The organism is Maricaulis sp. D1M11, from assembly GCF_047308265.1.
Lineage (GTDB): Bacteria > Pseudomonadota > Alphaproteobacteria > Caulobacterales > Maricaulaceae > Maricaulis.
On record NZ_JBKQWY010000008.1, the window covers coordinates 162,278 to 185,641 of the forward strand.

22 protein-coding genes are annotated in these 23,364 nt (G+C 56.8%); 11 read left to right on the forward strand and 11 right to left on the reverse strand.

Annotated elements, in window-relative coordinates:
• Window positions 1-55: 55 nt before the first annotated feature.
• Genes RMQ97_RS13315 through RMQ97_RS13325 form a run of 3 tightly spaced genes read left to right on the forward strand, consistent with a single transcriptional unit; the run spans window position 56 to window position 2,466 of the window.
• Window positions 56-1,699 (forward strand): type IV secretory system conjugative DNA transfer family protein, encoded by a 1,644-nt coding sequence (locus RMQ97_RS13315; protein ID WP_413661382.1) that lies wholly within the window; start codon window positions 56-58, stop codon window positions 1,697-1,699.
• 14 nt (window positions 1,700-1,713) lie between these two features.
• The gene (locus RMQ97_RS13320; protein WP_413661383.1) at window positions 1,714-1,995 is read left to right on the forward strand and encodes a hypothetical protein; all 282 of its coding nucleotides are present in this window, start codon (window positions 1,714-1,716) and stop codon (window positions 1,993-1,995) included.
• An 18-nt stretch (window positions 1,996-2,013) separates the two neighbouring features.
• Entirely contained in the window at window positions 2,014-2,466 is a 453-nt protein-coding gene (locus tag RMQ97_RS13325) for a hypothetical protein (protein WP_413661384.1), read from the forward strand.
• A gap of 78 nt (window positions 2,467-2,544) precedes the next feature.
• Here the strand turns inward: RMQ97_RS13325 and RMQ97_RS13330 are convergent, their stop codons facing one another.
• Window positions 2,545-2,925 (reverse strand): hypothetical protein, encoded by a 381-nt coding sequence (locus RMQ97_RS13330; protein ID WP_413661385.1) that lies wholly within the window; start codon window positions 2,923-2,925, stop codon window positions 2,545-2,547.
• Between the two features lie 398 nt (window positions 2,926-3,323).
• On the opposite strand from RMQ97_RS13330, the gene RMQ97_RS13335 reads away from it, so the two are divergent.
• The 5 genes from RMQ97_RS13335 (at window position 3,324) to RMQ97_RS13355 (ending at window position 6,843) form a co-directional block, all read left to right on the forward strand.
• Window positions 3,324-3,854 carry a hypothetical protein gene (locus RMQ97_RS13335; protein WP_413661386.1) on the forward strand — a complete coding sequence of 177 codons (531 nt, stop codon included), beginning with the start codon at window positions 3,324-3,326 and terminating at the stop codon, window positions 3,852-3,854.
• A gap of 56 nt (window positions 3,855-3,910) precedes the next feature.
• Window positions 3,911-5,575, forward strand: coding sequence for a tetratricopeptide repeat protein (locus RMQ97_RS13340; RefSeq protein ID WP_413661387.1), 1,665 nt, complete (start codon window positions 3,911-3,913; stop codon window positions 5,573-5,575).
• A 265-nt stretch (window positions 5,576-5,840) separates the two neighbouring features.
• A complete protein-coding gene (locus RMQ97_RS13345; protein WP_413661388.1) occupies window positions 5,841-6,131 on the forward strand; it encodes a hypothetical protein in 291 nt (96 codons plus the stop codon).
• Window positions 6,128-6,505: a DUF3768 domain-containing protein gene (locus RMQ97_RS13350; protein WP_413661389.1), complete on the forward strand. Its 378-nt coding sequence runs from the start codon at window positions 6,128-6,130 to the stop codon at window positions 6,503-6,505. The genes RMQ97_RS13345 and RMQ97_RS13350 overlap by 4 nt, the downstream gene beginning before the upstream one ends.
• Window positions 6,506-6,507: 2 nt before the next feature.
• Window positions 6,508-6,843 carry a hypothetical protein gene (locus RMQ97_RS13355; protein WP_413661390.1) on the forward strand — a complete coding sequence of 112 codons (336 nt, stop codon included), beginning with the start codon at window positions 6,508-6,510 and terminating at the stop codon, window positions 6,841-6,843.
• Between the two features lie 59 nt (window positions 6,844-6,902).
• On the opposite strand, the gene RMQ97_RS13360 is transcribed toward RMQ97_RS13355, so the two are convergent.
• Entirely contained in the window at window positions 6,903-7,802 is a 900-nt protein-coding gene (locus tag RMQ97_RS13360) for an endonuclease/exonuclease/phosphatase family protein (RefSeq protein WP_413661391.1), read from the reverse strand.
• Between the two features lie 381 nt (window positions 7,803-8,183).
• On the opposite strand from RMQ97_RS13360, the gene RMQ97_RS13365 reads away from it, so the two are divergent.
• Window positions 8,184-12,044 carry a hypothetical protein gene (locus tag RMQ97_RS13365; RefSeq protein ID WP_413661392.1) on the forward strand — a complete coding sequence of 1,287 codons (3,861 nt, stop codon included), beginning with the start codon at window positions 8,184-8,186 and terminating at the stop codon, window positions 12,042-12,044.
• 160 nt (window positions 12,045-12,204) lie between these two features.
• On the opposite strand, the gene RMQ97_RS13370 is transcribed toward RMQ97_RS13365, so the two are convergent.
• From RMQ97_RS13370 to RMQ97_RS13400, 7 genes are all read right to left on the reverse strand, one after another.
• The gene (locus tag RMQ97_RS13370; RefSeq protein WP_413661393.1) at window positions 12,205-13,719 is read right to left on the reverse strand and encodes an SAVED domain-containing protein; all 1,515 of its coding nucleotides are present in this window, start codon (window positions 13,717-13,719) and stop codon (window positions 12,205-12,207) included.
• Window positions 13,720-13,755: 36 nt separating this feature from the next.
• Entirely contained in the window at window positions 13,756-14,658 is a 903-nt protein-coding gene (locus tag RMQ97_RS13375; protein WP_413661394.1) for a CBASS oligonucleotide cyclase, read from the reverse strand.
• Window positions 14,655-15,158 (reverse strand): HORMA domain containing protein, encoded by a 504-nt coding sequence (locus RMQ97_RS13380; protein WP_413661395.1) that lies wholly within the window; start codon window positions 15,156-15,158, stop codon window positions 14,655-14,657. Before RMQ97_RS13380 ends, RMQ97_RS13375 begins: the two co-directional genes overlap by 4 nt.
• Window positions 15,155-15,631 (reverse strand): hypothetical protein, encoded by a 477-nt coding sequence (locus RMQ97_RS13385; protein WP_413661396.1) that lies wholly within the window; start codon window positions 15,629-15,631, stop codon window positions 15,155-15,157. Before RMQ97_RS13385 ends, RMQ97_RS13380 begins: the two co-directional genes overlap by 4 nt.
• The gene (locus RMQ97_RS13390; RefSeq protein WP_413661397.1) at window positions 15,628-16,548 is read right to left on the reverse strand and encodes an AAA family ATPase; all 921 of its coding nucleotides are present in this window, start codon (window positions 16,546-16,548) and stop codon (window positions 15,628-15,630) included. Before RMQ97_RS13390 ends, RMQ97_RS13385 begins: the two co-directional genes overlap by 4 nt.
• A gap of 570 nt (window positions 16,549-17,118) precedes the next feature.
• On the reverse strand, window positions 17,119-18,411 hold the full coding sequence (locus tag RMQ97_RS13395; RefSeq protein WP_413661398.1) for a relaxase/mobilization nuclease domain-containing protein: 1,293 nt from the start codon (window positions 18,409-18,411) through the stop codon (window positions 17,119-17,121).
• A 3-nt stretch (window positions 18,412-18,414) separates the two neighbouring features.
• Entirely contained in the window at window positions 18,415-18,762 is a 348-nt protein-coding gene (locus tag RMQ97_RS13400) for a hypothetical protein (protein WP_413661399.1), read from the reverse strand.
• Between the two features lie 266 nt (window positions 18,763-19,028).
• On the opposite strand from RMQ97_RS13400, the gene RMQ97_RS13405 reads away from it, so the two are divergent.
• Window positions 19,029-19,793: a hypothetical protein gene (locus tag RMQ97_RS13405; RefSeq protein ID WP_413661400.1), complete on the forward strand. Its 765-nt coding sequence runs from the start codon at window positions 19,029-19,031 to the stop codon at window positions 19,791-19,793.
• 693 nt (window positions 19,794-20,486) lie between these two features.
• Here RMQ97_RS13405 and RMQ97_RS13410 read toward each other — a convergent pair.
• On the reverse strand, window positions 20,487-21,245 hold the full coding sequence (locus tag RMQ97_RS13410) for a peptidoglycan-binding domain-containing protein (RefSeq protein WP_413661401.1): 759 nt from the start codon (window positions 21,243-21,245) through the stop codon (window positions 20,487-20,489).
• A gap of 395 nt (window positions 21,246-21,640) precedes the next feature.
• On the opposite strand from RMQ97_RS13410, the gene pip reads away from it, so the two are divergent.
• A complete protein-coding gene (gene pip / locus RMQ97_RS13415) occupies window positions 21,641-22,675 on the forward strand; it encodes a prolyl aminopeptidase (protein WP_413661402.1) in 1,035 nt (344 codons plus the stop codon).
• Here the strand turns inward: pip and RMQ97_RS13420 are convergent.
• A complete protein-coding gene (locus RMQ97_RS13420) occupies window positions 22,648-23,364 on the reverse strand; it encodes a DUF2793 domain-containing protein (RefSeq protein WP_413661403.1) in 717 nt (238 codons plus the stop codon). The two genes, pip and RMQ97_RS13420, sit on opposite strands and share 28 nt — an antisense overlap.

Below are 23,364 nucleotides of genomic sequence, written 5' to 3' on the forward strand. Positions count from 1 at the left end.
CGAACTCAAGACGGGCGCGGCCTACCGTGCCCGTCTTTCTTATTGGGAGAACATCATGTCCACCAACTTCAGTCCGGGCAGCGGGCGCACCCCGCTTGGCCCCGTCTCACTCATCGCCTTTTCGGCGATCTTCGCCTGGGGCCTGTCTGCCACTTACGTCCTGTTTGAAACCGAGCTTTTCTGGATGCCGACCCTGGCGCTGATCTGCACCCTGTCCGCGCCCATTGCCATCCTCCGCTCGCTTCTTGAATTTGCTATTCGCAAGATCCGCGAAGCCATCGCCAATACGCCCTCAACCCGCCATGGCTCAGCGCGCTGGGCATCGCTGGCGGACTTCGCAGGCCTCCGAAGATGCCGCAGTGGCCCTTTCTGGGGGGCGCTGAACGGCAAACCCCTTTTCATCGAGTACGAGGCCAATGCCCTGACGGTCGCCCCTGCAGGGGCCGGCAAGACAATCTCAGTGGTCGTGCCCCAACTCCTGTCCATCAAAGGTGCGATGGTCGTCAGCGACCTTAAATGCGAGCTGGCGCCCATGACCAAGCGTGCACGCGAGCGCATGGGCCAGCCCGTATATTGCCTCAACCCCTCAGGCACCAATATCGATGTCCTGGGCGAACCTGATGCCTACAACCCGCTCTGTATCCTGCATGATGACTGGACGCACTCACCCGCCGACATGGTCGCCGATGCCATGGGCATGGCGCATCAGCTCCACCCCGAACCCGCCACCAAGACGGACAACTCATTCTTCCGCGAAGGTTCGCGCAATCTGATTACCTTCGCCATGCTTTGGGAGGTGATCGATAAAGGGGAAAACGCAACCTTATCGGGCTGCTTGCGCCTCCTGCGCGATCCTGACCGACTGCGTGAATCCCTCTATGCAGCCAGCGTGTCGGACGTGCTGAGCGGCGAACTCGCTGATCGCGCAAATGATTTTCTAGAAAAACTAAATAATGGCGACACGCGCCAGATCGAAAGCTTCCGCGAGGGCGCTGTCCAATCGCTGGCAATCTTCTCTGCCAGTGGCCGTATCGCCGACTGTGTTTCGCGCAGTACCTTCCGCTTCCGCGACCTGAAAACCGCGCCGGCCACAGTCTTCATCATCGGCGACGCCACGCGTTCGAAGGTGTTCGAACCTTGGGTCGGACTGGTGGCGTGGTGTGCCATGCTTGAGATTAAGCGCTGCCGCATGCAGAAGAATCCAACGACATTCCTGCTAGATGAAGCATCGAATTTCCGCGTGGATGGTTTGCCTCAATCCATGATGGAAGCACGCGGCTTCGGAATGCGCTTTCACGTGATCATCCAGGAATTGGAGGACTTTAAGCGGGTCTACGGGCGCGAAGCGCTCGAAATTCTCCTCTCCCAGACGGAGATCCAGCAATTCTTCGCCTCACGCAGCCCTGCCACCCTGGACCTGCTCAGCCGCAGGCTCGGCAATGCCACGGTCATCACCGACAATTACGCGATGGGCGGCCAAAAGCCGCGCCGTTCCACTGGCGAGACGGGCAGACCGCTCCTGCTTCCTGACGAAATCCGCCAGCTTGGCGATTGCCTCCTATTCGCGCACGGCAAAGCTCCCGCACTCGTTGAGAAAGTTGGTTACCACGAAGTCTCACCGTGGAACCGCCGAGGCTATGTCGGGATCAACCCCCTGCATGGCAAGCGCCTGAAAGGCCGAACGCGGCTCCGCCTCTAAAGCGGGAGTTCGTCATGGCTAGACGCAAGAACACGAATGAGGAGTCGAAGGCGGCGACAGGCAAGCTCCAGATCGCCGTACTTCTTCTTCAGATTCTGAAGCTCATTCTGGATATCCGCTGGATTGCGCTTTTTATCTTCCTGATCGCCCTGCCGATCGCACCCTATGTCTTGATCTCGCAGGCGGACGCTTCGGCGTCCGTCTGCACCTATCTTGGCCCGCGCGGAACTTGGGAACCCGGCTGGGCAACCCATTGCCCGCCGGTCACCCTTCGCAATCACTTCTTCATCGACTAGCTCCGGCAGGAGGGAAGTATGCCACTTGATGATACCCCACCTATCGCGGCCGGCTTCAACAATCGCTCCGGTGCCAAACGTGGCTCAGCCTGGTCGATCATCGCAGGCGATAAGGCCCGCATCGCCCAAATGCGTGCCATAGAGGCCCGCCATGCCCATATCGCCGCCAAGCTGATCCTCCACCAGCGCAAAAACCGCCAAAGCTGGATCGGCAAGGAAGTCGCAAAGCTGTCCAAACAAGCGCCGCGTCCCGAACTCCGGCCGGACGGCACTCGGCGCACCAAGGCCGACATCGAACGTCAGGCCGCCATCAATATCGCCGCCCGCATCAAGGCACGGCGAGATCGACTTGCCGTTGCCCGCGACAACACCATTAAACGCGAGGTGCTAGGCATCACCCCGGACGGGCGGGTCTCGCACTCACGGTCTGCTGCGAACCGTCAGCAACGTCGCGACGGACCGGACATGTAGGCTGTCGCGCTACTCGCCAAAGGAAAAAAGGCCGCACCATCGGGTGCGGCCTTTCTATCTTTCGATCAGACGTCACTTTCAATCTGGCAGAATGATCGGATCCGCATCAATCTTGAACGCAGCATCCCAGAGCTGGAACCGCAGAAGCAGCCTGGTGTTCGGGCGGCGCTTTGGCCCGCTATCAGCAATCTTCTTCACGTTGCTGTTCCAGCTAAAGCTCTCCTCCCATCCATATGCGTCATCGATGATGTCTTCATGCAGTTGGAACACTGTTCCGTCCGCGTTGAGAATTTCACCGGGCCAGCAGAACAATCTCTCGTCTAGCCACGATGTCGTTCCCAGGCGCGAGAGCCCAAGCGCATCAATTTTGCGAGCCAAGGCCCAGAAATATTCTGGAGTCAAAAGCTCCTCATTTGAAGCCAACACGACCGGCTCAATGCTCTTAATCTGTACTTCCATTAGTTTCTCCAAAGGTGGAGAAACGGTCGACCGTTCTCAGGGAACGAAGACATGTCGGAAGATAAAATTCGGCACATTTGGGCGCGCACAAAGGGGATCTGTTGCTATGCGGAAAGAAACGTTTGTGCCCGCAAAGTTCCTGCTTGTTCCCAGAATTCTATATTTTAACTAATGTTCGATCTGTAGAGGCAAAGAGATTTCTATATTGACTCTATATATATGTTATGTTAAAAGACTGAATGTTTTTAGGAAATAGAATAAAGCGAATTGTGAATACAAGCTTTGAGGGGGCAGATTCCATTTACCCTTCTGCCCGGCGACAAGAATGGCGACGGTTTGGGCAGCTCGACCGAGACGACGGGCCCGCATTGCTGGTTCGATCTGTTGCGACAGGGCACGTGTACTTGGAAAAATGGTGTCAACGCGGAAAGTCGCACCGCGAAGGCGGGCCGGCTTACGTCGAAAGCATTCCCAACAAATATGGCCACGACATAATCCAGCGGCGGCGGGAAGAGTGGCTGATAGATGGGCTCCTGCATCGAAACGATGGCCCAGCAATAACTGTAACGGATTCAGATGGTATAGCCGTGCTGGAGGCATGGTTTCAAAATGGGCTTCTCCATCGGGAAGACGGACCGTCCCAAATTGAACGCGACATGCAGACGGAACGGGTAGTCACTGAATTATGGCACAGCCGCGGGCAGCTTCACCGCGAGAACGGCCCTGCAGTTATCAACACTGACTGGGAGACTGGGCATGTGATCCGTGAACAATACTTTATTCGAGGGAAGCTGCACCGCGAGCAAGAAGGGTTCGCCGACATTACCTACGACAGAATCTCAGGCGTATGGACCAAGAGATCCAAATTTAGCTTTGGTCATGAGATAGCTTCGTGGGTCAACGCTGCAGCACCACATCCATCTGCTTGAATTTTTGAATCAATCAACGATAAGCTGTAGGTGTGCGAGACGTTGAGGGGCGGGACGTGGAACGTGAAACTGCTATCACTCATGCGAATGTCATATTTCGGCACGCGGCCTTGCTCGGTGAGTTTCAGCACTCACTTAAGAGCCTAAAAAGCAATCGCTATGATGCAATGCGCATTCCCGCGAAGACCATCGCTGCCAAATACATTCCAATATTCAAAGAGTTCGGAATCCGTTCCGTTTATGCCGAATATGATCCAGCTCAAGGTCTTTCAAAGGCTCAAAGAGAGCTATTCAAAAGTGTTGGTGTGGACCAAAGAGGCAAAAAACGGGGGCTGAAAAACCTTCCCGTATTGCTGGCATGGATGGTTCGAAATCATGCGGATCAAGCTACAGCTTTCTACCAAGATGCATCTGATCACTTGAGGGCAGCAGGTGAGCTTGCAGATGCCGTTGTGCTTGAGAGTTACTCTTTCCAAGGAGTGTCGCCAGACGATGATGGGCAGCACGCTCAAACACCCAAGAGCGAAATTGACGGCGCGCCAAAACAATTAGGCACTAGCGCTCAAGGTGCATCTGCGGCGGCAGAGGACACCAACCATAACAAAGAAGCGTCGAGTGACAGCGAACCGCGCCGGAAGAGGCGTAGTTCGATATGGCTTTGGCTTGGCAGTGTAACGACTTTCCCGGCGAACCTGGTGACTATCGCTGTCGGCGCATCCCTTGTCAGCGCTACATTATTTCCATTTTTCCTGAACGAACGCACGTCTCGTCCAAATCTAACAGATGCTGAAGTGGATTCAGTAGGTCAAAGTGGTGGCAACATTGGAGATGGAGCTGACGAATTAGTTCCGCCATTCGAAAGCCCTGGCGAAGCACCTTTGGCCGCTGATGATGGTCCTGTGGCGCGAGAGCAATCTGTCGAACCTGTTTCGGACCCGACCATCATGATCGACCCTCAAGAATCTGAGGGTGACAATGTCGATGGCACTGATGGATCATTGGGGGGAGAAGTTACTGGCGGCAATGCGGAAAATGCTCCTGGGCAAAGCCCTGCCCTCTTGAGGGGTGGGCTAGTAACTTCCGATACCCAAGGCAACGATGAACACGAACCATCAGAAGCAGATCCTTTGTGGGAGGACATCACTGAACAACAATGGTCTCAGTGGCAGTTGCGTTCATTTTACCGCATTGTTCAAGAAGTCGACTTGGACTCCCTGCAGCAAGCCGCCGATGCCGGAAATGCAAACGCGCAGACGCTGTTAGCGATAGGACACCACGCCGGTTTTTACTCTCAGCACGATCATTCTCAATGCGTTCGCTTACTCCGGCCAGCCTGTAATAGCGGCCAATCGAGGGCATGCGCCTTGCTCGCCAATCATTACAGTCGCGGCTACGCGGTGACTGCCAGTTTCGAGATGGCTAACTCTCTGTATGCTCGCGCTTGCTCCCTCGGAAACGCCACCGCATGTCACTACCAAAGAAATCGAAGTTCCGACGTCATATCGTTTGAAGGTATTATTGAAAGTATTGGCGCTTGGGATGCCGAGTGCAGAAGCGGCACTGAAATGTCTTGTTCAGCCATACGTCGTTGGTACGGAGTCACCTGGAGTGCACCGGGAGGCAGAGTTCTCTCGACGCGAGATTCGATGCTCGATGCATGCGCAAACGGCAATGCTAACGCATGTCGAGCTGCCGAAATTTTGGCTAGGTACGGACATTAGAACCTTGCTGTCTTTGGCTCTGCTTGTTGACCATGTTTCTCTCCATTCGGCTGACCAAATGAGCTCCTGTCCATTGCTGAAAGTCTGCCCCAGTTCGTCGGCATGTCCCTGACGGCCCGTCAATGGGCTGCCCGCGCCAGCCTTGCCTGCGTTCCTATCGAACTTGTCTGCGGCCCGTGTGGCCCATGACGGGATGCCGCCGCCTGCGGCCGTCCGCCTTTCATCGGACCGGAATTCACCGGCCGAGCATCGAAAGGAGGACACCATGTCCAATCAAACCCAAACCCCGACCAAGAAGTCTCCGCCCGTCTATCGGCTGTGCTTCTCGGCCAAGAACGGCACTGATCGCAACGGTCAACCGACCCTGGCCTACCCCGTCGAAATCGGCGCTGTCTTCGAACGCCGCGAACGCGACAAGGGCCTGATCGCCAAATTCTCGATCATCCCGACCGAACTCAAAGACGGCGTTCTCTTCCTCATGCCGGCAGATGCCGAGCGTCGCGCAGAAACCGACCTTTTCGAGCCGGAAGCTGCAACCTCGGAGGCGGGGCAATGAGCCCCCGCCTTTCCCGCTCCGAGCGGATTGCGAAGCTGAACGATCAGCTTCGCGCCCGCGTCGGGCTCCCGGTCTTTCTCGGTGCAAACGAGCCGGATCTGGGAATGGTCATCATGACGCGCGGTGTGACTTCCCTCACACCAGAGCAAATCCTGGCAACCTGGATGCAGGTGCGCCGTTTTTCGGACTTCACCGACGGAAACGATCCTTACGGTGAACGTGATTTCGGCGGCTTCTCCATCGAGCGTGTCGGGCGTCTCTTCTGGAAAATCGACTACTACGCCGACAACACCTGCTCGGCGGGTAGCGAAGATCCCGCTGATCCGGCGCGATCCTACCGCGTCCTCACCATCATGCTGGCAGAGGAGTATTGATCATGACCAAACCTCTGACACGCGCTGACAAGCGTGAGGCCTTTGAGAGAGCAACCAGCTCGCTCATTTCCTGGTATGCCGAGGAAGTCGCCGAAGGCGTGACCGATGAACGCCTGGCCGAACTTCTGGGGAAGGTTCTCGGCATCTTCGGCGGCTCGGGTGGCCCTGGTTCCATCAGCATCGCCTATTCCGGTTCCGGCCTGAAAATCTGGGCCGGCTGGACGACGGTGAACCACGTTACCGACAAGCCCATCTTCCAGGGCTCCGCAACGGTCAAAATGGCCCGCGAGGTCTACAACATCACCGACCCATCCGAAGATCAGATGGCTCTATTCTGATGGACTATCGCCTCCAGAGGCGGCGCGCTTCCTGGCGCGCCGCTTTTTCTTCTCGGGCCTTATTGCAGGGTGACACTAATCGGACAGTGGTCAGAAGCACGGCGTCCTTCTTCGAATGTCGTCTCGGTGAAAGTCCCCTCGACGGCCAGTGCCGCCGCAGCTTCGTTCATGACTAGAAAATCGATGAACGCGCGATAACGCGGATCACACTGAGGCCCAATACCTTCGCCCGCGACTGTCCAATTGACCGGATCGCCATCATTGATGTCATTCCAAACGCGGTCACCCGCTTGTTCCAAACGGCGGTTAAAGTCTCCGCCAATCAATACCGCATGGCCGGCTCGACTTTGTTCGTCTGCCCAAGCTTCAAGTATGGGAACTTGCTCGAATAGGGTCGGGCAATCGTCAGACTGATCCCCTGAAAAACAGCCTGACTTCATGTGCACGCTCATAAGCTGCAGCGTCAAACCGTTGTGCTCGATCGCGACGTTCACGCCGTGGCGCAGAAATCCGCGTTGCCCTACATCCAACGCTGCCAGATCGGCCCCGCGCGTGTGGTTGATGCCATCGCGAACAACGATTGCCGTTCGTTGCATCAACAGGCGATTGCCATCGTCTCGACCTCTACAAACTGGGCCATTACCTGTGCTGGGTCGCTCTTCGACATGAAAGGTCCAGCTTTCCGGATCGAACACGCGAGCGAGCGCTTGTTCGTTCTCCACCTCTTGAACCAGCCAGACATCGGCATCTACCTGATCGACGATATCAGCCACAAGCCGATACCCTGCCTCATCGCGAGGCTCGCAACCCGCTCCGGCATCTGCAGCAAGATGCTCCATGTTCCAGGCCGCGACCTGAATAGAGTCACTGCGGTCTTGCGCCTCAGCATCGTTGAAGCTGGAAGCAACACCGCATCCAGTAATCAACAGCACTGCAAGATAGATCAGCCGCGTCTTCATAGCTTTCTCCCTAGCTCTGAAACATTCGAGCGCATCCGTTCGAGAGGTGCCAGTGAAGTTTTCCTGTCAGGCCGCGTCAACCAAGCCAACAAAACCATTCGGCATCAGGTCATCTTGGAAGCATCGTGAGGGCGTATCGAAGGTACAGCTTAAGCGATGCATATGAGCCAGGCCGACCCCTTTATGACCCACGGCCGAGGGCATAAGCCCTCAAATAAATCGTCCGCAAGATGTGCGCGGGGTAATACCCGCGCATCTTGGCAAGGGAGACGCTGCGCTCTCCCGTTGCATCCCTCTCGCTGTGGAGAATTGCAGCCTACTTGTGGAAAGTAGAGATCTTCCATCTCGCCTTTAGATTGCGGCAGTGCCAATCTATTCGGTATGAACAAAACCAGTGACTTGCAAGACGAATGGCAGAAATCACGGCGTGGCGCTTGGGCGGCCCGCGGATTTCACTACCAACACCTCGTCACCGTCCTTCTCATCGTTCGCCAGTGGCTAGGCCAGCTACCACCTTCTGATACGGTGCCAGAGGGGCTGGATGACTGCGTTCTGGAGCATTCCGATAGCGTTACGTGGGTTCAAATAAAGTCGCGTCTCGAAGGCGCATTTCGATCCAACGAAGCCGATGCAATCTTGGAAAAAGGCAATGCCAAGCTCAGAAAACTTCAACTGGAGAACGGCGCGCGCTCCGTTGTGGTATTTGAGCAAAACGTTGTTGGCCGCAACCTTGGTGAACTTGAAGACCTCGAGAGCCGAACAAATGACCCATTATATCGGTGCCAGGCGCCAGAAGATGAGGCCATACAGCTGATCAGCGGAGCGCTTGGCTGCCTCGAAATGGTGTCGGAAGCGATTCTTTACGACCTCTATCAGCTAGTCGCCGAGACCGCTGCATCAAACGCGTCGCGAAACTATGCCGACCGTATCCGCATTTCCGTCACTCACATCGAGGCTCGAATCCAAAATCGATTGCTTGCCACTGACAGTACATCGATCGAAAAGGCTATCCTTTCAGGGACGTTGAATGTCTTGGATTTCAACGAGGCGATTGATGAGCCTGGGTTTTATTATGGTGTCAAAACCAAGCCTGGCCACATCGCCGCAGGACTTGCAGTTGGAAGGTCGCAGGATTCAGAGGTCACTAAGCGGGCACTCCTTACCGACCGGCGCTTGTTATTGTCAGGCCCATCTGGTGCGGGCAAGTCCGCCCTTCTTTGGCTGACCGTTCAGGGCCTGTCCGGGCGCATCACCTGGTATGAGGTTAGTCCAGAAATTGATGCTTCGAGCGTCACCGCAATAATGAGTCTCATCAAAGCGCGGCGCCCGTCAGAAACTAGACCATTTGGTTTAGCCTTCGATGAAGTCTCGCATCGCAATTTTGATGCTTGGAATGCCCTTGCAGACGCCGTGTTGGCGACGCCCCATACCTACATCGTGGGTGCCGTCCGGCAGGAAGACTACGCCCTCATACGCAATAGAGGCGATATTCCAAGGTTCGACGTTCAATTGACTGAGGAACTCGCGGAGGCCATCTGGAATCGCTTGCATGGCTCCGGAGCGACGAAATGGTCTCACTGGCGGGAAGCATTTGAAATCTCGGACGGTTTGACACTGGAATACACTCATATTTTGACTGCTGGTGATCGTCTGTCCGCAGTCATCGCCGACCAGGTCAATCTTCGTGAACAAGAGAAACGTGACACAGAACTGGCTATTGTGCGCACTGTGTCCACTGCGACCCAATATGGCGGTGAAGTACGGGTCGACAGGCTCTTCGAAAGTTTGAATATTTCCAAGGAGAACGGTGCGCGCTGTCTCCGCCGGCTGCTCGATGAACACCTTGTTCGCGAAGCAAGCCCTGGAGTTTTAGGCGGGCTACATGCACTTCGATCACAGGCTTTGGCATCTTCAAGCCACGACGAAATTGTATTCAGAAGCGATGAAAGTCTCTGGGCTGCAGTCGAAAGCCTAACACCTGAAACGATTTCTGGCGTGCTTCGTGGGGTTTTTCAGACCGTTAATTCTAACCAAGAAGCCTTCCACCTCACAAAAGCCGCGTCTGTCCTCAGCAAATCACATGACCCTGTGTTTTGGGCAGGAATACTCACCGGGCTTGGGTTGGTCACCACTGATCGAGCTGCGCGAAGATTCATCGCGTGCTTGGAAGATCGCGGCGTGCAGCGCGCTCAGTGGAATTTGGCCTCACTCTTTGTTCTCTCTGGCGGTGGCGCTTCGGGCCTGCCCGGTTTCGAGGCATTGGACGCCATCAATCAAGCAATTGCTGATTTCCGCGCCCATCCCATCGACGATCTGCGTCAGCGATGCCTCGATAAGTTCTCCGAGGGCATTGAGGCTCCGGTTTGCACCACACTTAACGAGGCGAACCTACTGCTCTCTTGCATGGTCCCAATCGCGCATGGTGAGCCATTAACGCTAACCTTCGTTCCGAGCCTTAACGCCAAGACCGAAATTCCAATAAACGACCTATCCGAAACGCTGGCCACAGCCTATGCGATCTCATCGAAGCTTGCCCAGACGATTGTTGACGCATTCGGTGGTGAGCCACGCGTCTTGTCCTGTTTCGCCGACCAGACACCCTGGGTCTCCATCCCGGAAATCTTGGAAGACGGACAACATGGCCTGACGATACACGCCAATTACTTTCAACTTATCGAGCATGTCCAAGCCCCCTTGGAAAAGTCGATTCCTGCTGTCTGCGAGACGCTGCTTGCGCTTGTACCACGCGCTGAAGCGGCATCCTGTACCGTAGTACGGCCCGATGGTTCGCCTTATTTGGTGCTCGGTATGGACATCTGGTCGAAGAACATGCCCCGCGAGAATTTGCCGTCGAAAGCGCAGGTCGCGTGGAATCGTGCTTTTCGGCAGCTTGTTTTATCGCATGCGCAGACAATCACGTTGACGGAGTATGCCTCGCGCTTCCGCAACCTTGTTGTTCGAACCGAAAAGGTATTCCGACTTTTCACTGAGCGGTGGGTCAGTGGAAAGCTCTCGCCCGTAGCAGATCGTGTCGCCGACGAGGTCAACGCTATAGATCACGAAGTCAATAACTTAGCCTATTATTATGTGGGATTGCCCAATGGACTCTTGAACAAGCCAGCGGAGCAAGACGTTGATGCAGACCTGTTAGGCCCACTTCTAACCGACATTCTCAAGAACATACCGCGCCGAGCAATGAGAATTGAGCTCAATGCAGCCACGAAAGCGGAAGCTACATTTGCTGCAGAACTCGCTTCTAGGTGTCGAGAGCAACGGCAATCCGACATCTGGCGAGCGCACTCCGATCCACCGCTAGATGCTCTGCGCGCGCTGGAAGAGCGTCTGGGCGACCTATCGGCGCTGCTCCACGATTGGCATTTGACTCTCAACAAAGAAAAAGTTTCCGAGGTCCAAGCCACTACAAAAAGAGCCGCTCTAAATCGGAAATTGCGCTCCGTCGCATTCGTGGCGAAGCAACGAGCACAAGAGCGCTTAAACGACACTGTTGATGAGCTTATCTCGCGACTGTTGAAAGTAGGGTATCAGGCTCGCTGCATCACTCGTCCTGTAGACAGGGCGAACGCGCCATATTGGCCGGCAGTTGAACTTGCGATTGTGATCTCTGTCGGGAGTTTTGAAGGGCTGGCGACGTACGTGGACGCCTGTTTGCCCATTGCAAAAGAAGTGGTCGGTGATCAATGGAGCTTCCGATTGGTGCCACAAGTCGAAAACCGGTTTTTCACGTCGATGGCAATCGCGCCAACCATGGACACAGTGGTCCCAGATACAGAGTTTAGATCGAGATGGGAGCGGCACTTGGATGGCCCCATTGCGGACACGCCACTGGCTGACAAGCTGGAAGCTGGACTAAACGCGTGCGACCAAATTTCCGCAGTATTGTGTGCGCTCACCTTTGATCGCCTTCATCCCGATGAGGATCGAGCGATGGGCACACTGAACGACACCTACCATGACGCTCAGCATGCCTTAGATATGGCGATTGCGAGTTTTCCAGAGGCAGACGAAATTGCGTTTGCGGGAGAGGTTCTGCGCGATCAATACGCATTGGTAGGGAACGAGCTTGTTGCGATCCGCGAAGGTGGACGCCCTAAGGCTTGGATGTGGGAGGACGTATTTGCGGCCGCCAATGGTGCCGATCCATCTGCCAACCTTGTCCAAAGAGGTATTTCGATAATACAGATTCGTGAGATGGAAGCGCGCCTCAACCTAGCTCGAGATTAAGTTCGCGATACTTGCCGGCCGGAGCGAGCGGTGCTTTGCTTCGGTCAGGCCAAACACCCTTATCCAATTTACCGTAACCCGCCCGGCTACTGCACTTCGAAACGCGCCCCTGCTTGCCGACGCAGTGCTGAGGCTTGAGAAATTCGGCCCGAATAGCGGACTAGCCAATCGCGAAAGACGGTTGGTAGCTCCGGTTCCCACCTCTATCAAAATCGAACTCGTAGACGATGCAAGGCGCAATCCCTTGATGTTGCTGGCCAAGATAGAAAAGTAGGCTGTTTGGACACGCTGCAAAGATATGGACCAGACGATCAGGGTCATCTGCCTTCAAGGCGCGAACTTGGTTAGATATTTGCTCAGCAAGGACCGCTGCGTGCCCTCCCCCCAATATCGACTGCTGTCCTGGACCAGATGGAAAGGCAAATGAGATAAGCGTTCCAACGGTAGAGAGCTCCTTGTCGATATAGGCCCGAGTTTGAGCTTCCACGCTCTGCGATATGCTGATCGCCAATGCTATATCGCGTCCGGAACCCAAATCCGTGGTGGCACTTTTCAGTCGAGCGGCATCTAATTCCGTACCGTCGTCCGCGCGCCACGTCTTTGACCCCACTCGGCCCTTCTGGATCAGCGAAGTGTCAATGCCCGACTTCAGATCCAAGACCGCACCCGAAAGAAATGCGATAGACGCATGCGCGTCGAGAATAACCCGCAACCCACTAGACCGTCGCGCGGCGTCTCGCAGGAACTCTTCCACGCGAGGGCGGATGTCACCCTGCCAGGAACGGTCGTTGATAAGGTAGCGCTGATTGAAGCTGTCCGTCAGCGAGAGAGTGTTCTCTGGCAAGGTGCCGCCGAGGTCTGCAGCCACGCCTTGGAACGTTCGAATTGCGATTGCCAAACCTGGTGGAGGAGTTGGTGCAATATCGGTCAGCATGCCCTCCTCCCGGAGGATCTGATGCAACGTCTCACGAGTGAAGCGGTTCAGCTTCCTCGACTTAAGCGCCTGAGCGAGTCCGTCATATCGGAAATCAGATTGCGATGAGCAGGTCAGCGCTCCTACGATCTGCGCCCGAATATTGATGTCTTCACGCAACTGATCGAGTGAGCGCGCCCCATCCAATATCCGAAGCCCCGCGACCACGGCCTGAAGCTCATCGTCGGAACGAAGACCAAGATGCTCTCGCCACAGCTTACGGACCTTCCCCATCCGGCTGCGATCCGTCGTTCCATCGAAAAGACGTTCCAAGAGAATGGATTTATCTGTCCCAGACTGAACGGATGCTAAGGGGTCACCGTCTCGGATACGATAAGTCGTGACAAAATCAAATCGCGCGCCGCTAGGTGCCGCCTTTTTAGCTTCCCTGAGACGTTGAAGCAGCGAAACACTCGTTGCTCCAATGAAGTCTGGATTGACCAAATCCTCAAAGCCAAACCGCCCAGCGGTGGCGACGTGCCACTTGATTTGCTGGTAGGCGACCGTCACCCGTTCAGGGCCGCCGCCAGCGATCGGTGGGTCATATCGAACCACAACGTCATCGAATGATTTTGGTGCGTCAGCCTCAAAAGAAACCTCGACAACAACCGAATCCGGCGAGAGCATCTCCAGCGCACTCTGCCAAAAAACCCGCGCTTGGTACTTATCGCCATTCCAGCGTGCGGTAACCGCATCAGCCATTTTTCATTCCGTAGGTTGCAGAGATCATCCCGGATGTCAGGAAAGCGGGAACTTGGGTCCGAACAACGCCCGCCAGGCCTTCAATGCCTCGCCATTCTTGCCTTGGCGGGCGAGATTGATTGCAATACTCGCTTCGCGGCTGGCCGCCATTAAGAGAACACGCGCTCGCTCCTTGCGCGTGTCGTCCATCCCGTCACTGACAGCTGGGCCAAGGCCGGCAGGGTCGGGCCAAGTATCGAAGATGCGGTCGCCGAGTGTGGCGAAAAAGGATTGAAACTCGTAGGCAAAATTGCCTTGCCAACCACCGTACAGGCACTCCAGAGCCATCACTTCCAAGAGAAATGAAGGCTTCACCGGCTTTTCACCATGACGCGGCTGGTTGTTCCAGTACTTCACCATACGGACCAAGCCCTTCCATTCGTTGGAATAGGCCTGGTGGGCAGTGGTCGCTTTTGCCGCATGGGTTTCGGGATTCGTTTTAATCCATTCGCCCTTGTCGGTGTCTGGAATCTCGTAGTCCGATCCCGCCGCGAAAGCGGGCACCACGTCGACGCTCAGAATGCGATAGTCGGTGTCGTCATTTGAATCGACAATCACGCCAAAATCGACATTTACAGACCGCCCCTGCTTCCTAATGGCACTGGAGCCGTACTTCGCGACCAGAGCATCGTAGAAATCACCAATCACAACTGACGGCGCTTTCTCGCGGAACTTGTTTTTCTCCGACTCCTTGATGGCGAAGAAGATGTCGATGTCCTTGAGCGGCTTCGTCTTGGTGTGTCGCTTGTATGACCCCGTCAAGAAGCTCCGGTCGATTGCGAATTTTGTGACCAGGTAGTCTCGCACCTCGTTCTGACGAGATGAGGCATTCTTCTGTTCCTTGTCGTTAAGCTCAAGCCGACTCTTAAATTTTCTGAATGCCTCGTCGACCGTAATCATCCTGACTTCCTCCAGTACGCAGTGTTTGCGCCCAACCCGCTATGATCAATGGTCGTTCCAAGCGATTGCCGCGTGAAGCCCGCGGTCGATCGTCCCGTCGACTTTTGCCAGCCATCCACATCGGGACGCCCCGGCTTGGTGCGGAGTAGCAAGCTGTATTTGGCTTGGCTGGGCACCAGTCCCGCTTTTCGGATCGCGTATTTCAGCTGATCGGTATCGACCCAGAAGTTTCCATCATCTGAGCTCCAGCCATAGACGACATCCATATCCCAGCGAAACAGGAGCGCATCGGTCTTTGGGTCGTAGATCTCCAGTTCAACGCCTATTAGATACTGCGTTTCCAGCCAGCACTTGATACCGCGTTTATTGACCTCCCAGTCTTCGATAAAGTTAGCTGGGTCTAGTCCACTCAGACGGATGATATCTTTGAGGCTCTTAAGCATGTTGTCGGCGACATAGGTCACCGAATGGGTGTAGGTATTGACGCTGACAGTGGTCATGGATCGAGAAACCCTTTCGGATCAAAGACGAGTGCCGCCGCCACCTCCGCGCTTTCGCTGGCTTTTGCCGTCGTCGCTTCAGATTTATCGCGGACGGTGATGCGCTCGCTATGCTTTTTGAGCGCCCCCTGAATCCACGCTAGGTCTTCCGCCTCGCACGGGAGCGAAACGCGCCAGTCGCCGTTTAGCGGGTCAAACCCGAGAGGGTCTTCGTTGGCGTCTGAGCCATCCGTCGCGGTATCGTCGTAGACGCAGTAGATGCGCGTGCGAGGTCCATCACACGTCACAACGATGGCAGCGTCTTTCGGAGCCTTGTCTGCGATGATGCTGGAGGCAACACCGTGCACCTTCAGGAGTTCATCACGCTGCACTCCCGCCTTGCCCTGCGTCAGCAGTTCGACGATTGCGTGCCACGTTTCACCGGCATCGCGGTGAGGCGTGCTGCCAAAAGTACGCCGGACGACTGTTGTCATTTCGCTTTCGTCCCTGCGCTACGGTTCAACTTAGCCTGCTGTGCTGCATGGTAGATATCTTCAAGCGTTACTTTGCTCGGATCCATCGCTACTTCAGGGCGGCAAGCCAAAGCATTCGCCACCATCTTCCGAATTGCGCGGCCATCCAGGCCGACGCATTCTCCAGCACATCGATCAAACCCGGGTTTCGACACCAGCGAAGCGATGGGAGCATAAGTCTGACCCAAGCCGGTCAAACAATCGCGAAGGATATGCGCGCATGCGGCGTGATCGGGCAGCGGAACGCGCAGAACGAGATCACAGCGCGACGTGAACGCGCTATCGACGGCATCCGGGAAATTACTCGTCGCAACAAAGAGAAGCTGGGGGAACCGCTCCGCCAACCCGTCGAGTTGAACCAGAACTGCGTCCGTCGCTCGGTGAATGTCAATGGGGTTAGCCTCGAGGCTCATTTTGGAGCGATCAGCCGCAAGAGTTTCGACTTCATCAAGCAGCACAATCGTTGGTCCTCCACTTGCAGCTTCGGCAATAGACTGGGAGAACAAATCAGACACCGCGCGCTGCGTCTTGCCCATCGCCGAACTGGTAAGCGAATGCGGCTCGACTTCGAGAAGACGAAAATTGGCTCGGGAAAATGACTGGGCCGTGCGGTGAGCTAGGCCTCGGGCCAGCGAGGTCTTGCCCGTTCCAGGCTCGCCAGTCAGCAAGATGACGCCGTGCAAGGGAATAACAGTGCGCGCGACTTTACCCCTCACTGAAAAGTTCAGCATTGCTTGCGACAGCAATTGTCGTTTCAACCTTTCGTCGATGAAGATCGAGTCCCAAAGCGCTCCAAGCGCTGGGTCCGGAAGCGCCCTCGCATTGCTGATCCCTTTCGGCAGGTCGGCTCCAAACGACGGCTGAAACGTTGTGTTCATTACGCATTCTCCATTTAACGCGCGCGCGCCGCTTCGAACAGATAGCTCGAAGCCGCAATTTCACCGTGCACCTTCGCGTCCCTACGCCCCGACAACGGGTTGTTCAGCTTATGCAGATGGTTAACCTTCATCTCACATGGGAACGATGAAGCGGTCATTCAAGATGTAGTGCCGAAGAATATTGACACCACGAAATATAGAGTCAATCTGGCCCGAATCGAAACCAATCTGACAACAGGATGCGCTAGCCTTCGGCATCGGCAAGCCGCCCACTCGCTAAGCCTGTGGATTTCCAGATTGTTGAAGCTTCCGATCGGCAGCACACCTCAGCGTCTCTCAGCTTCTCCAAGCCTCACACAGTTGGTTCGAAACAGACATTCCGCTACGCTGACAGCTCAGGTATGAAATGAGGGCTCCGCCCCTCGCGCCGATCAAGGGTGCGGTTCCCGAGGCTCGGGCCGATGGCCCTGCGCCCGCCGCACTAATCCTTGACTGCGCTCACCCCCTTATTGGCTGGCTGTCATGGGTTGCAGGGGCAACCCTCATTCCAAGGTGAGGGAATGGGCCTGTTCAGGGCTCAATGCTTGGGCTTTGAGTGTGCTGGCGCGTTGGCTTCGCGCTTTGGCGATTGAAGGTCTCGCGCAGAGGTTCGGCACCGCGTTTTTCGAGGTCACAGACTTCGCGGTGGATAGCACTTTCCAGCTCGTAATGCTTCATCCGCATGGCACGGATTTTCACTTGCAGGCGCTGGCGCTCTGATAGCTGGCTTTCCATCACCTGTCTGCGTTCCGCTAGGTCGCGGCGTTTGGCGGCCTCAGTTTCCTGTGCGTTGCGCTCCAAGGTGTGAGTGTGGCGGCCGGTCAGCCTGTCCCACAGGCCCAAGATGCCACGCCTAAGTCGAGCGGCGCGTTCTTGCGCTTCGAGCTTGCCGCGTTCCATTTGGCGGGCCTTGAGCTCGTGGCGGGCTGCGCGATGGCGTTCCACCAGCTTGTGGCGCGCAGCATTCAGCGGGCGTGCTTCCCGGCGTGCCAGCGTCTTTGCCTCTTCGAGATAGCCGCGCACCACAGGCGCCAGATCACGCGCGATCTGACGTTTCGTTTCTTCCACGCTCGGCAAGTCCTGCGGGTCGCCTAGGCGCTCGGCGATGACATTTGCCCGCTGCCGTGTTGATCGAGCAATCGCCAGCGGTTCGCCTTCGACCGGAATGGCCACAAACCCGCGCCGATCACCGCGCGCGAGGTAGAGGCCGCGCTCTCGAAGCGCCGCCGCAAAGCTAGCCCGCGAGTCTGAAACCGCCCAGCAGTCCTGGATCGCTTCTTTGAGGTTACGGGCATTGCGGCCCATCCGCTTGGCTTGCTGCCATTCGGCGAGCGAGAAATTCCTTGGGTCCGCCTCACGGCTATTCATAAAGCCGCGCGGCATCTTCCAGCCGTGCTCCAGATAGAGCTCACGCCCCAGATCCCGCAGCTTGTTCTTGAAATAAGGAAGCGGCTTTGCCGTCATGGTCTGCGCATCGATCCGCGACCACACCGCGTGGCAATGCCGGCGACCTTCCTTCTCATGAAAGACAACAACCCGTGGCTGGCCGGTCAGGCCGTTGGCCTCCTCGATACGAGACAGCGCGTTTTCAAAGGAATCGATATCGACGCGTTCGGTTTCAGGTGGGTTCAGCGATACCGAGAAGAGATACTGCTTGCAGCGCGTGCCCTTGGCCACCGCCTGGGCTTCTTTAAGCGCTTCCACGACACCCTCTGACACAAAACCGCTGATCTCGTGCACTTCCACATGCTCGTTCTCGTCCGTGCGCAGAAGGTGAAGGCCGAGTTGCTTTGCCCCGCCGCGCTGTGATGCCACTAAGATCATGGGTCAGCGCTCCTTGATGCCGAGCGCCTTCATGAGCAGCGATTTGATCACGGCAATATCGGCGCACGCCGCGCGAATAGAGGCTTGGGTTTCTGGGTCGAGTGGGAGTGCGCCTTGCTCAATGGCCTTGGCCATTGAGCGAATAGCGGGACCAACCCCGCTTCGCCCCAGTAGTGCCAGCGCTTGGGCAATCTCGCCGCGCGATGGATGTGCCGCAGCTTTGCGGCGTTCACCGAACAGCCGCGCTTTGATGAAACCACCCAGTGGCTCACCGTCCGCCATACGCTCCAGGCGCATGCGTTCGTCTGCGCTCAGGCGCAGCGAAAGCGGGGATGGGCGTTTGGCGGTCATGGGCGGGTACGGGTTCCTTGAATTGAATACGAAAAAGCCCGCCCTCACAGTGTGAGAGCGGGCGACCTATGGCGGGAGGAATGAGGCCCACTTCGGGGGCTTTCCTGTGGATGACGCGAACCTACCTCTTGGTTGCAGTCACCTGACCGTTATCCTGGAAGCAGATTCCAAACTAACCTCAAAAGCCTTTGACCATGCAAAGATTCACATCCTTCGCTTACTGGCATTGCCCCCAATGCGAACACGTAAACAGTCAGGACATTTGCGTGCCTGAGCTGGATTTCTCCGCCGAACGCATGTCCGAAATGACCGTCGATGATGTCACGGAGATTTGCTGCGATCAGTGCAAAACGATCTTCACTGGGCATGTGTGGGTCTATTCCGGCAGCACCGAATTCAACATCGAAGGTCCGCATGAATTCGCCTTCCAAGGTGATATGCCAATGTACGAGCCGGAAGAAGAATTCGAGCCAGCAGATGACCCCCACTCAATCGCGCTAGAGGCCCTGGAACTCCTAGACAGCATGGTTGGCTCAGAAGGGCCTAGAAATGACCCGCAGTTCACGAACCGGCTTGTGTTCGCCGGGGCCGTTGCATGCCTCGAGGCATACCTAGGTGACACTCTGATCAACGAAATCCGCGCCGATTCCGACGCCCGCGACCAGCTTCTCAAGAATGATCGCAATCTTGGCGGAGAAAAACTTACCGCAGCCAGCCTAGTAGAAAATCCTGACGCGCTAACCACCCTTGTCGTAAGCAAACTTCGTACTGTTTTGTATCACCGACTGGGAGACGCCAAGCGCATGTACCGTCAAGCCTTGGGTATCAACATCTTCCCGTCGGATCACGAGCGAGAATTTTTGTTTCCAGCCATGCAGTTGCGCCATGATTGCGTTCATCGCAACGGCCGAGACAAGGAAGGAAACAAACTCACAGGCTTTACTGAAGAGTACGTGCATTCCGCCATCGCCGCGATCAGAGCCGTTGTAGATCACGTGGAATTCACAAGGACCGATGATTTAGAATTCTGAGGGCTCCGGTGGATTAATCAGCGTCCCCACCTTCATCTCTTCCAGCTCCCTGTTCCATTCCGCCATCGTTTCGAAGAGAGAGTTCAAAGTTTCTCCCTCTAGCGGCACCATTTTTCTCTTTTTTTTCCGCTCCGCTCGAAGTCGTGTCCTGTCGCGACGCGTGCGTCAGGGTTCGGGCTCGCATGAAGCGCGCTCAGGGCTGGGGTTCCTCTCCCTGTGCGATCCCACAAAAGGCCTGAGTGCATTACACCTTATGCGAACCGTGCATAGCTCTGATGCGAGCACTCCAGATCCCTGTTCGCTGATCACACAGTAATGTCAGCAACACGTGCCGCCATTTCAGCGGCCGTCGAGGTATGAGTGCAAGGCGTCGGATCTAAACATGGCAGAACTTCAAAGCCTCAAAGACAGACCTGCCCCGCATGACCCGGCGGCTGAGCCCGTCGCGATTATGCCACCCGTCTCGCCAATCCCTGCAAAAACCATCCTGGCGAATGGGAGCGCTGCAAAAACAGGCCCTGCGCTCACCCGACCTGCGAACACCCGTCTGAACCCGGAACCGCACCCATCTTTGATCGTCAGCGCTGTGCGTCTCGGTCTGGTGTGCGCCGTGATCCAGACCCCGCCCCAATCCTAGAGCCGGGCCTGAATTCGGTCTCAGTTTCGAGCCCAGGTTCGGGCCCAGATTCGGACCTAGAGACGAATGAAATCCTTGTTGGCATAACCCCGGGTTCGCAAGCAAACCTCATAGCCTTCGCGCGAACCGTCATCATTGGTATTGCCTTCCAGCGTACGAAGCACATCGTCGGTCGCCGACATCACAAGCCCGATATGCACCCAGTCCGTCTCGGTTTTGCGGTTCAGGAACAGCGCTCCACCCGCCAGATGATGGGCCTGAACGTCCGCCTCGGGGATAAACAGATTGGCCGCCTTGGCCTGCTGGGCGAACTGGTCGCACCCCACATGGCCTTCGATGGGCATGTCCATATCAAGTGCCTCGGCGGCCTGACGCATCACGAAGCGCACAAATCCGGCACACCAGGCCCAGGCGTCGCCATCCTGGCCATCCATGAAGAGCCGCACCCACGGACCCCGATTTTGTCCGCCCACTTCACGCGGATGCCAGACGAGGAGTTGACGGGCAAAGGCCCGCACCGCTCCACCATAAGCCACAGGAAGATTGGCCGGAACCACGAGGGAGGCCACCATCGGAGCGACCAGCACCGACCACGTCTCTTCATTCACGACACCCGTGACCGGCAAATTGGTTCGCGTCTGAAAGTCCCGCACACCCTGATCGGTCGCGGAACCGAAATCGCCATCAATGACGAGTTTGAGATCGTGAAGTAAGAGCCATTCCTGCACGCGCTGAGCCCGGAGTCCCTTTTCCCCGCGTGCTATCTTGCCCGGAAATTCGATCTCATGCTGGATAAAGTCTGCGAGTTTATCCATGCCGTGTCTGTCGGTGTACATCGCTGCGCCTTCCCTGTTTTGCCGTGTTCGTCTTGTTTGCCGTGTGGGCCGTGTTCGCCTTTATTACCGTATGCGCCGATTAGTCCTGAGGGTCATTTTCACCGCGCCTTTGCGAGGTATTCGGCAGGCCAAAACGACGTGCTGGAGTGCTGTTCCGGTCGACGGTCAAACGGGGCAACACTAACGCCGATACTCTAACGGACGCAGAGCCTGCCCACCCCGTGAGCGCGATCACGCAGACGGCAATCCAGAGGGCCAGACGCGACGCACCGAACCAACCCAAATGATCCTACCTGCTTTCCCTCATCACGTGCGCGACATGTTTATAAAACCCGGTACTGGCCATCCCCTGTAAGGCGTGGCACAGGTGAACCATGTCAGCTTTTTTCCCGCTCCTATCCCCCCGCGAAACCGGCCGCCTCACCCTGGAGGACGGCGCTGAGCTGGTCTGGGAACGTCACGGCAACCGCTCCGGCACCCCCCTTCTCTTTCTACACGGCGGTCCGGGGTCTGGCGTCTCGGACAAACAACGCCGGATGTTCGACCCCAACCGGTTCGACATCATCCTGTTTGATCAACGCGGTGCAGGGCGCTCGCGCCCGGTGCTCGATCTGGAGCGCAATACGACCACGCAACTCGTCGATGACATCGAGGCCTTGCGTCACCATCTCGATATTGAATCCTGGATCGTCGGTGGCGGCAGCTGGGGATCGACCTTGGCGCTTGCGTATGCGCAGACCCATCCCCAGCGTGTCCGGGCCCTCGCCCTGACCGCGGTTTTTCTCGGCCGGGCCCAGGAGCTTGGCTGGTGGCATAACCCCCAGGGTGCGCCGCGCTTTTATCCCCAGGCCTACGCGACCTTCCTGGAGCCCGTCCCGCTGGTGCACCGGGCAAGCGCCCTGTCGATCATGGACTGGTATTACTGGGCCATGCGCTCGGAGCTCAGCAAATTCCCTGACCGCATTCGCCGCCTGGCAGACCCGGACTGCACCCTGGAGGACGCGCGCGACTCGCTCCTTTACCGCTGGACGGAATACGAGGATCACCTGTCCTATCTGACGATCAGCGAGGCCGAGGTGTTCGACGGCATCAAACAGGCCGGTCCGGAATTCACCACCGCCCATTCCCTCATCGAAGCCCATTATTTCGTCGAGGGATGTTTCATGGACGAAAACCAGCTGATCGAGGATGCCGGACGACTGGCCGCCATCCCGATGACCATCCTGCATTCCAAACAGGACATGGTCTGCCCGCCCCAGGCCGCGGTTGATCTGGCCAGAGCCTGCCCGCACGCCCGTCTTGAACTGGTAGACGCGCACGGCCACGCCCTGACTGAACAGATCCAGCCGCTCTGGCGGGAGATGCTGGCCGATCTGGCCGATCAGGTCGAAGGGTCGAACACCAGATAGTGCGCTGTCAGACGGATCCGACCGCCTGCAAACACCCCGCCCTGGGCCAGCAGCCGCACGGCCGTATCGGCATAAACCGGCCTCGGCCCGATCACACCCACATTGCGCTGGCCCGCATGTGATCCCAAAGCGCCTCCAAACAGGGCCGGATCACCCGCCAGGCCGCAGGCATAGCCGGTGACGCCGGGAAGCGTATCCACAACCTCGCTGATAACGGCGAGCACAAGCCCCCGGGCGGGGATCACGAGACCTGTCTCGATGTCCTCTCCGCTCAATCCCTGCACGATGTGTTCGCGTGAACGACACTGGCAAAACTCGGCCGGGGAACGCGAAAGCGGCCCGGACGCATCCGGCGTCCATCGGCTGTCCGCAAACCGCAACAGTGCCGCCTCGTCTTCGACCCAGGCACTCCATCCTGGACGCGGCATGAGGCTGACCCAGCCTGCGGACTGAAACACCACAATCTGCCCCGGCGACAGTCCAGACCAGGCGTCGCCTTCAGTATCGGCGGGCAGGATCCAGGCCTGACCCTCCTGCGGATCGGCCGGGGCTTGTTGCCGGGACCGACTGATCACACTGAGCTGTGTCAGACGGTCCAGGCGCAGCAGGGCTTCATTGACGGTGAGGTGTTTCTGCCTTTGCTGCGCATCCAGCAGGGGCAGTGCAAGATTGGGGCTTGTAATCGACAT

Coding starts and splice junctions, on each gene's coding strand:
- RMQ97_RS13375 (WP_413661394.1), bottom strand. CDS start 14,658: ATGATTACGGTCGACGAGGCATTCAGAAAATTTAAGAGTCGGCTTGAG.
- RMQ97_RS13370 (WP_413661393.1), bottom strand. CDS start 13,719: ATGGCTGATGCGGTTACCGCACGCTGGAATGGCGATAAGTACCAAGCG.
- RMQ97_RS13390 (WP_413661397.1), bottom strand. CDS start 16,548: ATGAACACAACGTTTCAGCCGTCGTTTGGAGCCGACCTGCCGAAAGGG.
- RMQ97_RS13395 (WP_413661398.1), bottom strand. CDS start 18,411: ATGATCTTAGTGGCATCACAGCGCGGCGGGGCAAAGCAACTCGGCCTT.
- RMQ97_RS13385 (WP_413661396.1), bottom strand. CDS start 15,631: ATGACAACAGTCGTCCGGCGTACTTTTGGCAGCACGCCTCACCGCGAT.
- RMQ97_RS13355 (WP_413661390.1), top strand. CDS start 6,508: ATGACCAAACCTCTGACACGCGCTGACAAGCGTGAGGCCTTTGAGAGA.
- RMQ97_RS13365 (WP_413661392.1), top strand. CDS start 8,184: ATGAACAAAACCAGTGACTTGCAAGACGAATGGCAGAAATCACGGCGT.
- RMQ97_RS13400 (WP_413661399.1), bottom strand. CDS start 18,762: ATGACCGCCAAACGCCCATCCCCGCTTTCGCTGCGCCTGAGCGCAGAC.
- RMQ97_RS13315 (WP_413661382.1), top strand. CDS start 56: ATGTCCACCAACTTCAGTCCGGGCAGCGGGCGCACCCCGCTTGGCCCC.
- pip (WP_413661402.1), top strand. CDS start 21,641: ATGTCAGCTTTTTTCCCGCTCCTATCCCCCCGCGAAACCGGCCGCCTC.
- RMQ97_RS13410 (WP_413661401.1), bottom strand. CDS start 21,245: ATGGATAAACTCGCAGACTTTATCCAGCATGAGATCGAATTTCCGGGC.
- RMQ97_RS13350 (WP_413661389.1), top strand. CDS start 6,128: ATGAGCCCCCGCCTTTCCCGCTCCGAGCGGATTGCGAAGCTGAACGAT.
- RMQ97_RS13345 (WP_413661388.1), top strand. CDS start 5,841: ATGTCCAATCAAACCCAAACCCCGACCAAGAAGTCTCCGCCCGTCTAT.
- RMQ97_RS13380 (WP_413661395.1), bottom strand. CDS start 15,158: ATGACCACTGTCAGCGTCAATACCTACACCCATTCGGTGACCTATGTC.
- RMQ97_RS13325 (WP_413661384.1), top strand. CDS start 2,014: ATGCCACTTGATGATACCCCACCTATCGCGGCCGGCTTCAACAATCGC.
- RMQ97_RS13360 (WP_413661391.1), bottom strand. CDS start 7,802: ATGAAGACGCGGCTGATCTATCTTGCAGTGCTGTTGATTACTGGATGC.
- RMQ97_RS13420 (WP_413661403.1), bottom strand. CDS start 23,364: ATGTCGATTACAAGCCCCAATCTTGCACTGCCCCTGCTGGATGCGCAG.
- RMQ97_RS13320 (WP_413661383.1), top strand. CDS start 1,714: ATGGCTAGACGCAAGAACACGAATGAGGAGTCGAAGGCGGCGACAGGC.
- RMQ97_RS13330 (WP_413661385.1), bottom strand. CDS start 2,925: ATGGAAGTACAGATTAAGAGCATTGAGCCGGTCGTGTTGGCTTCAAAT.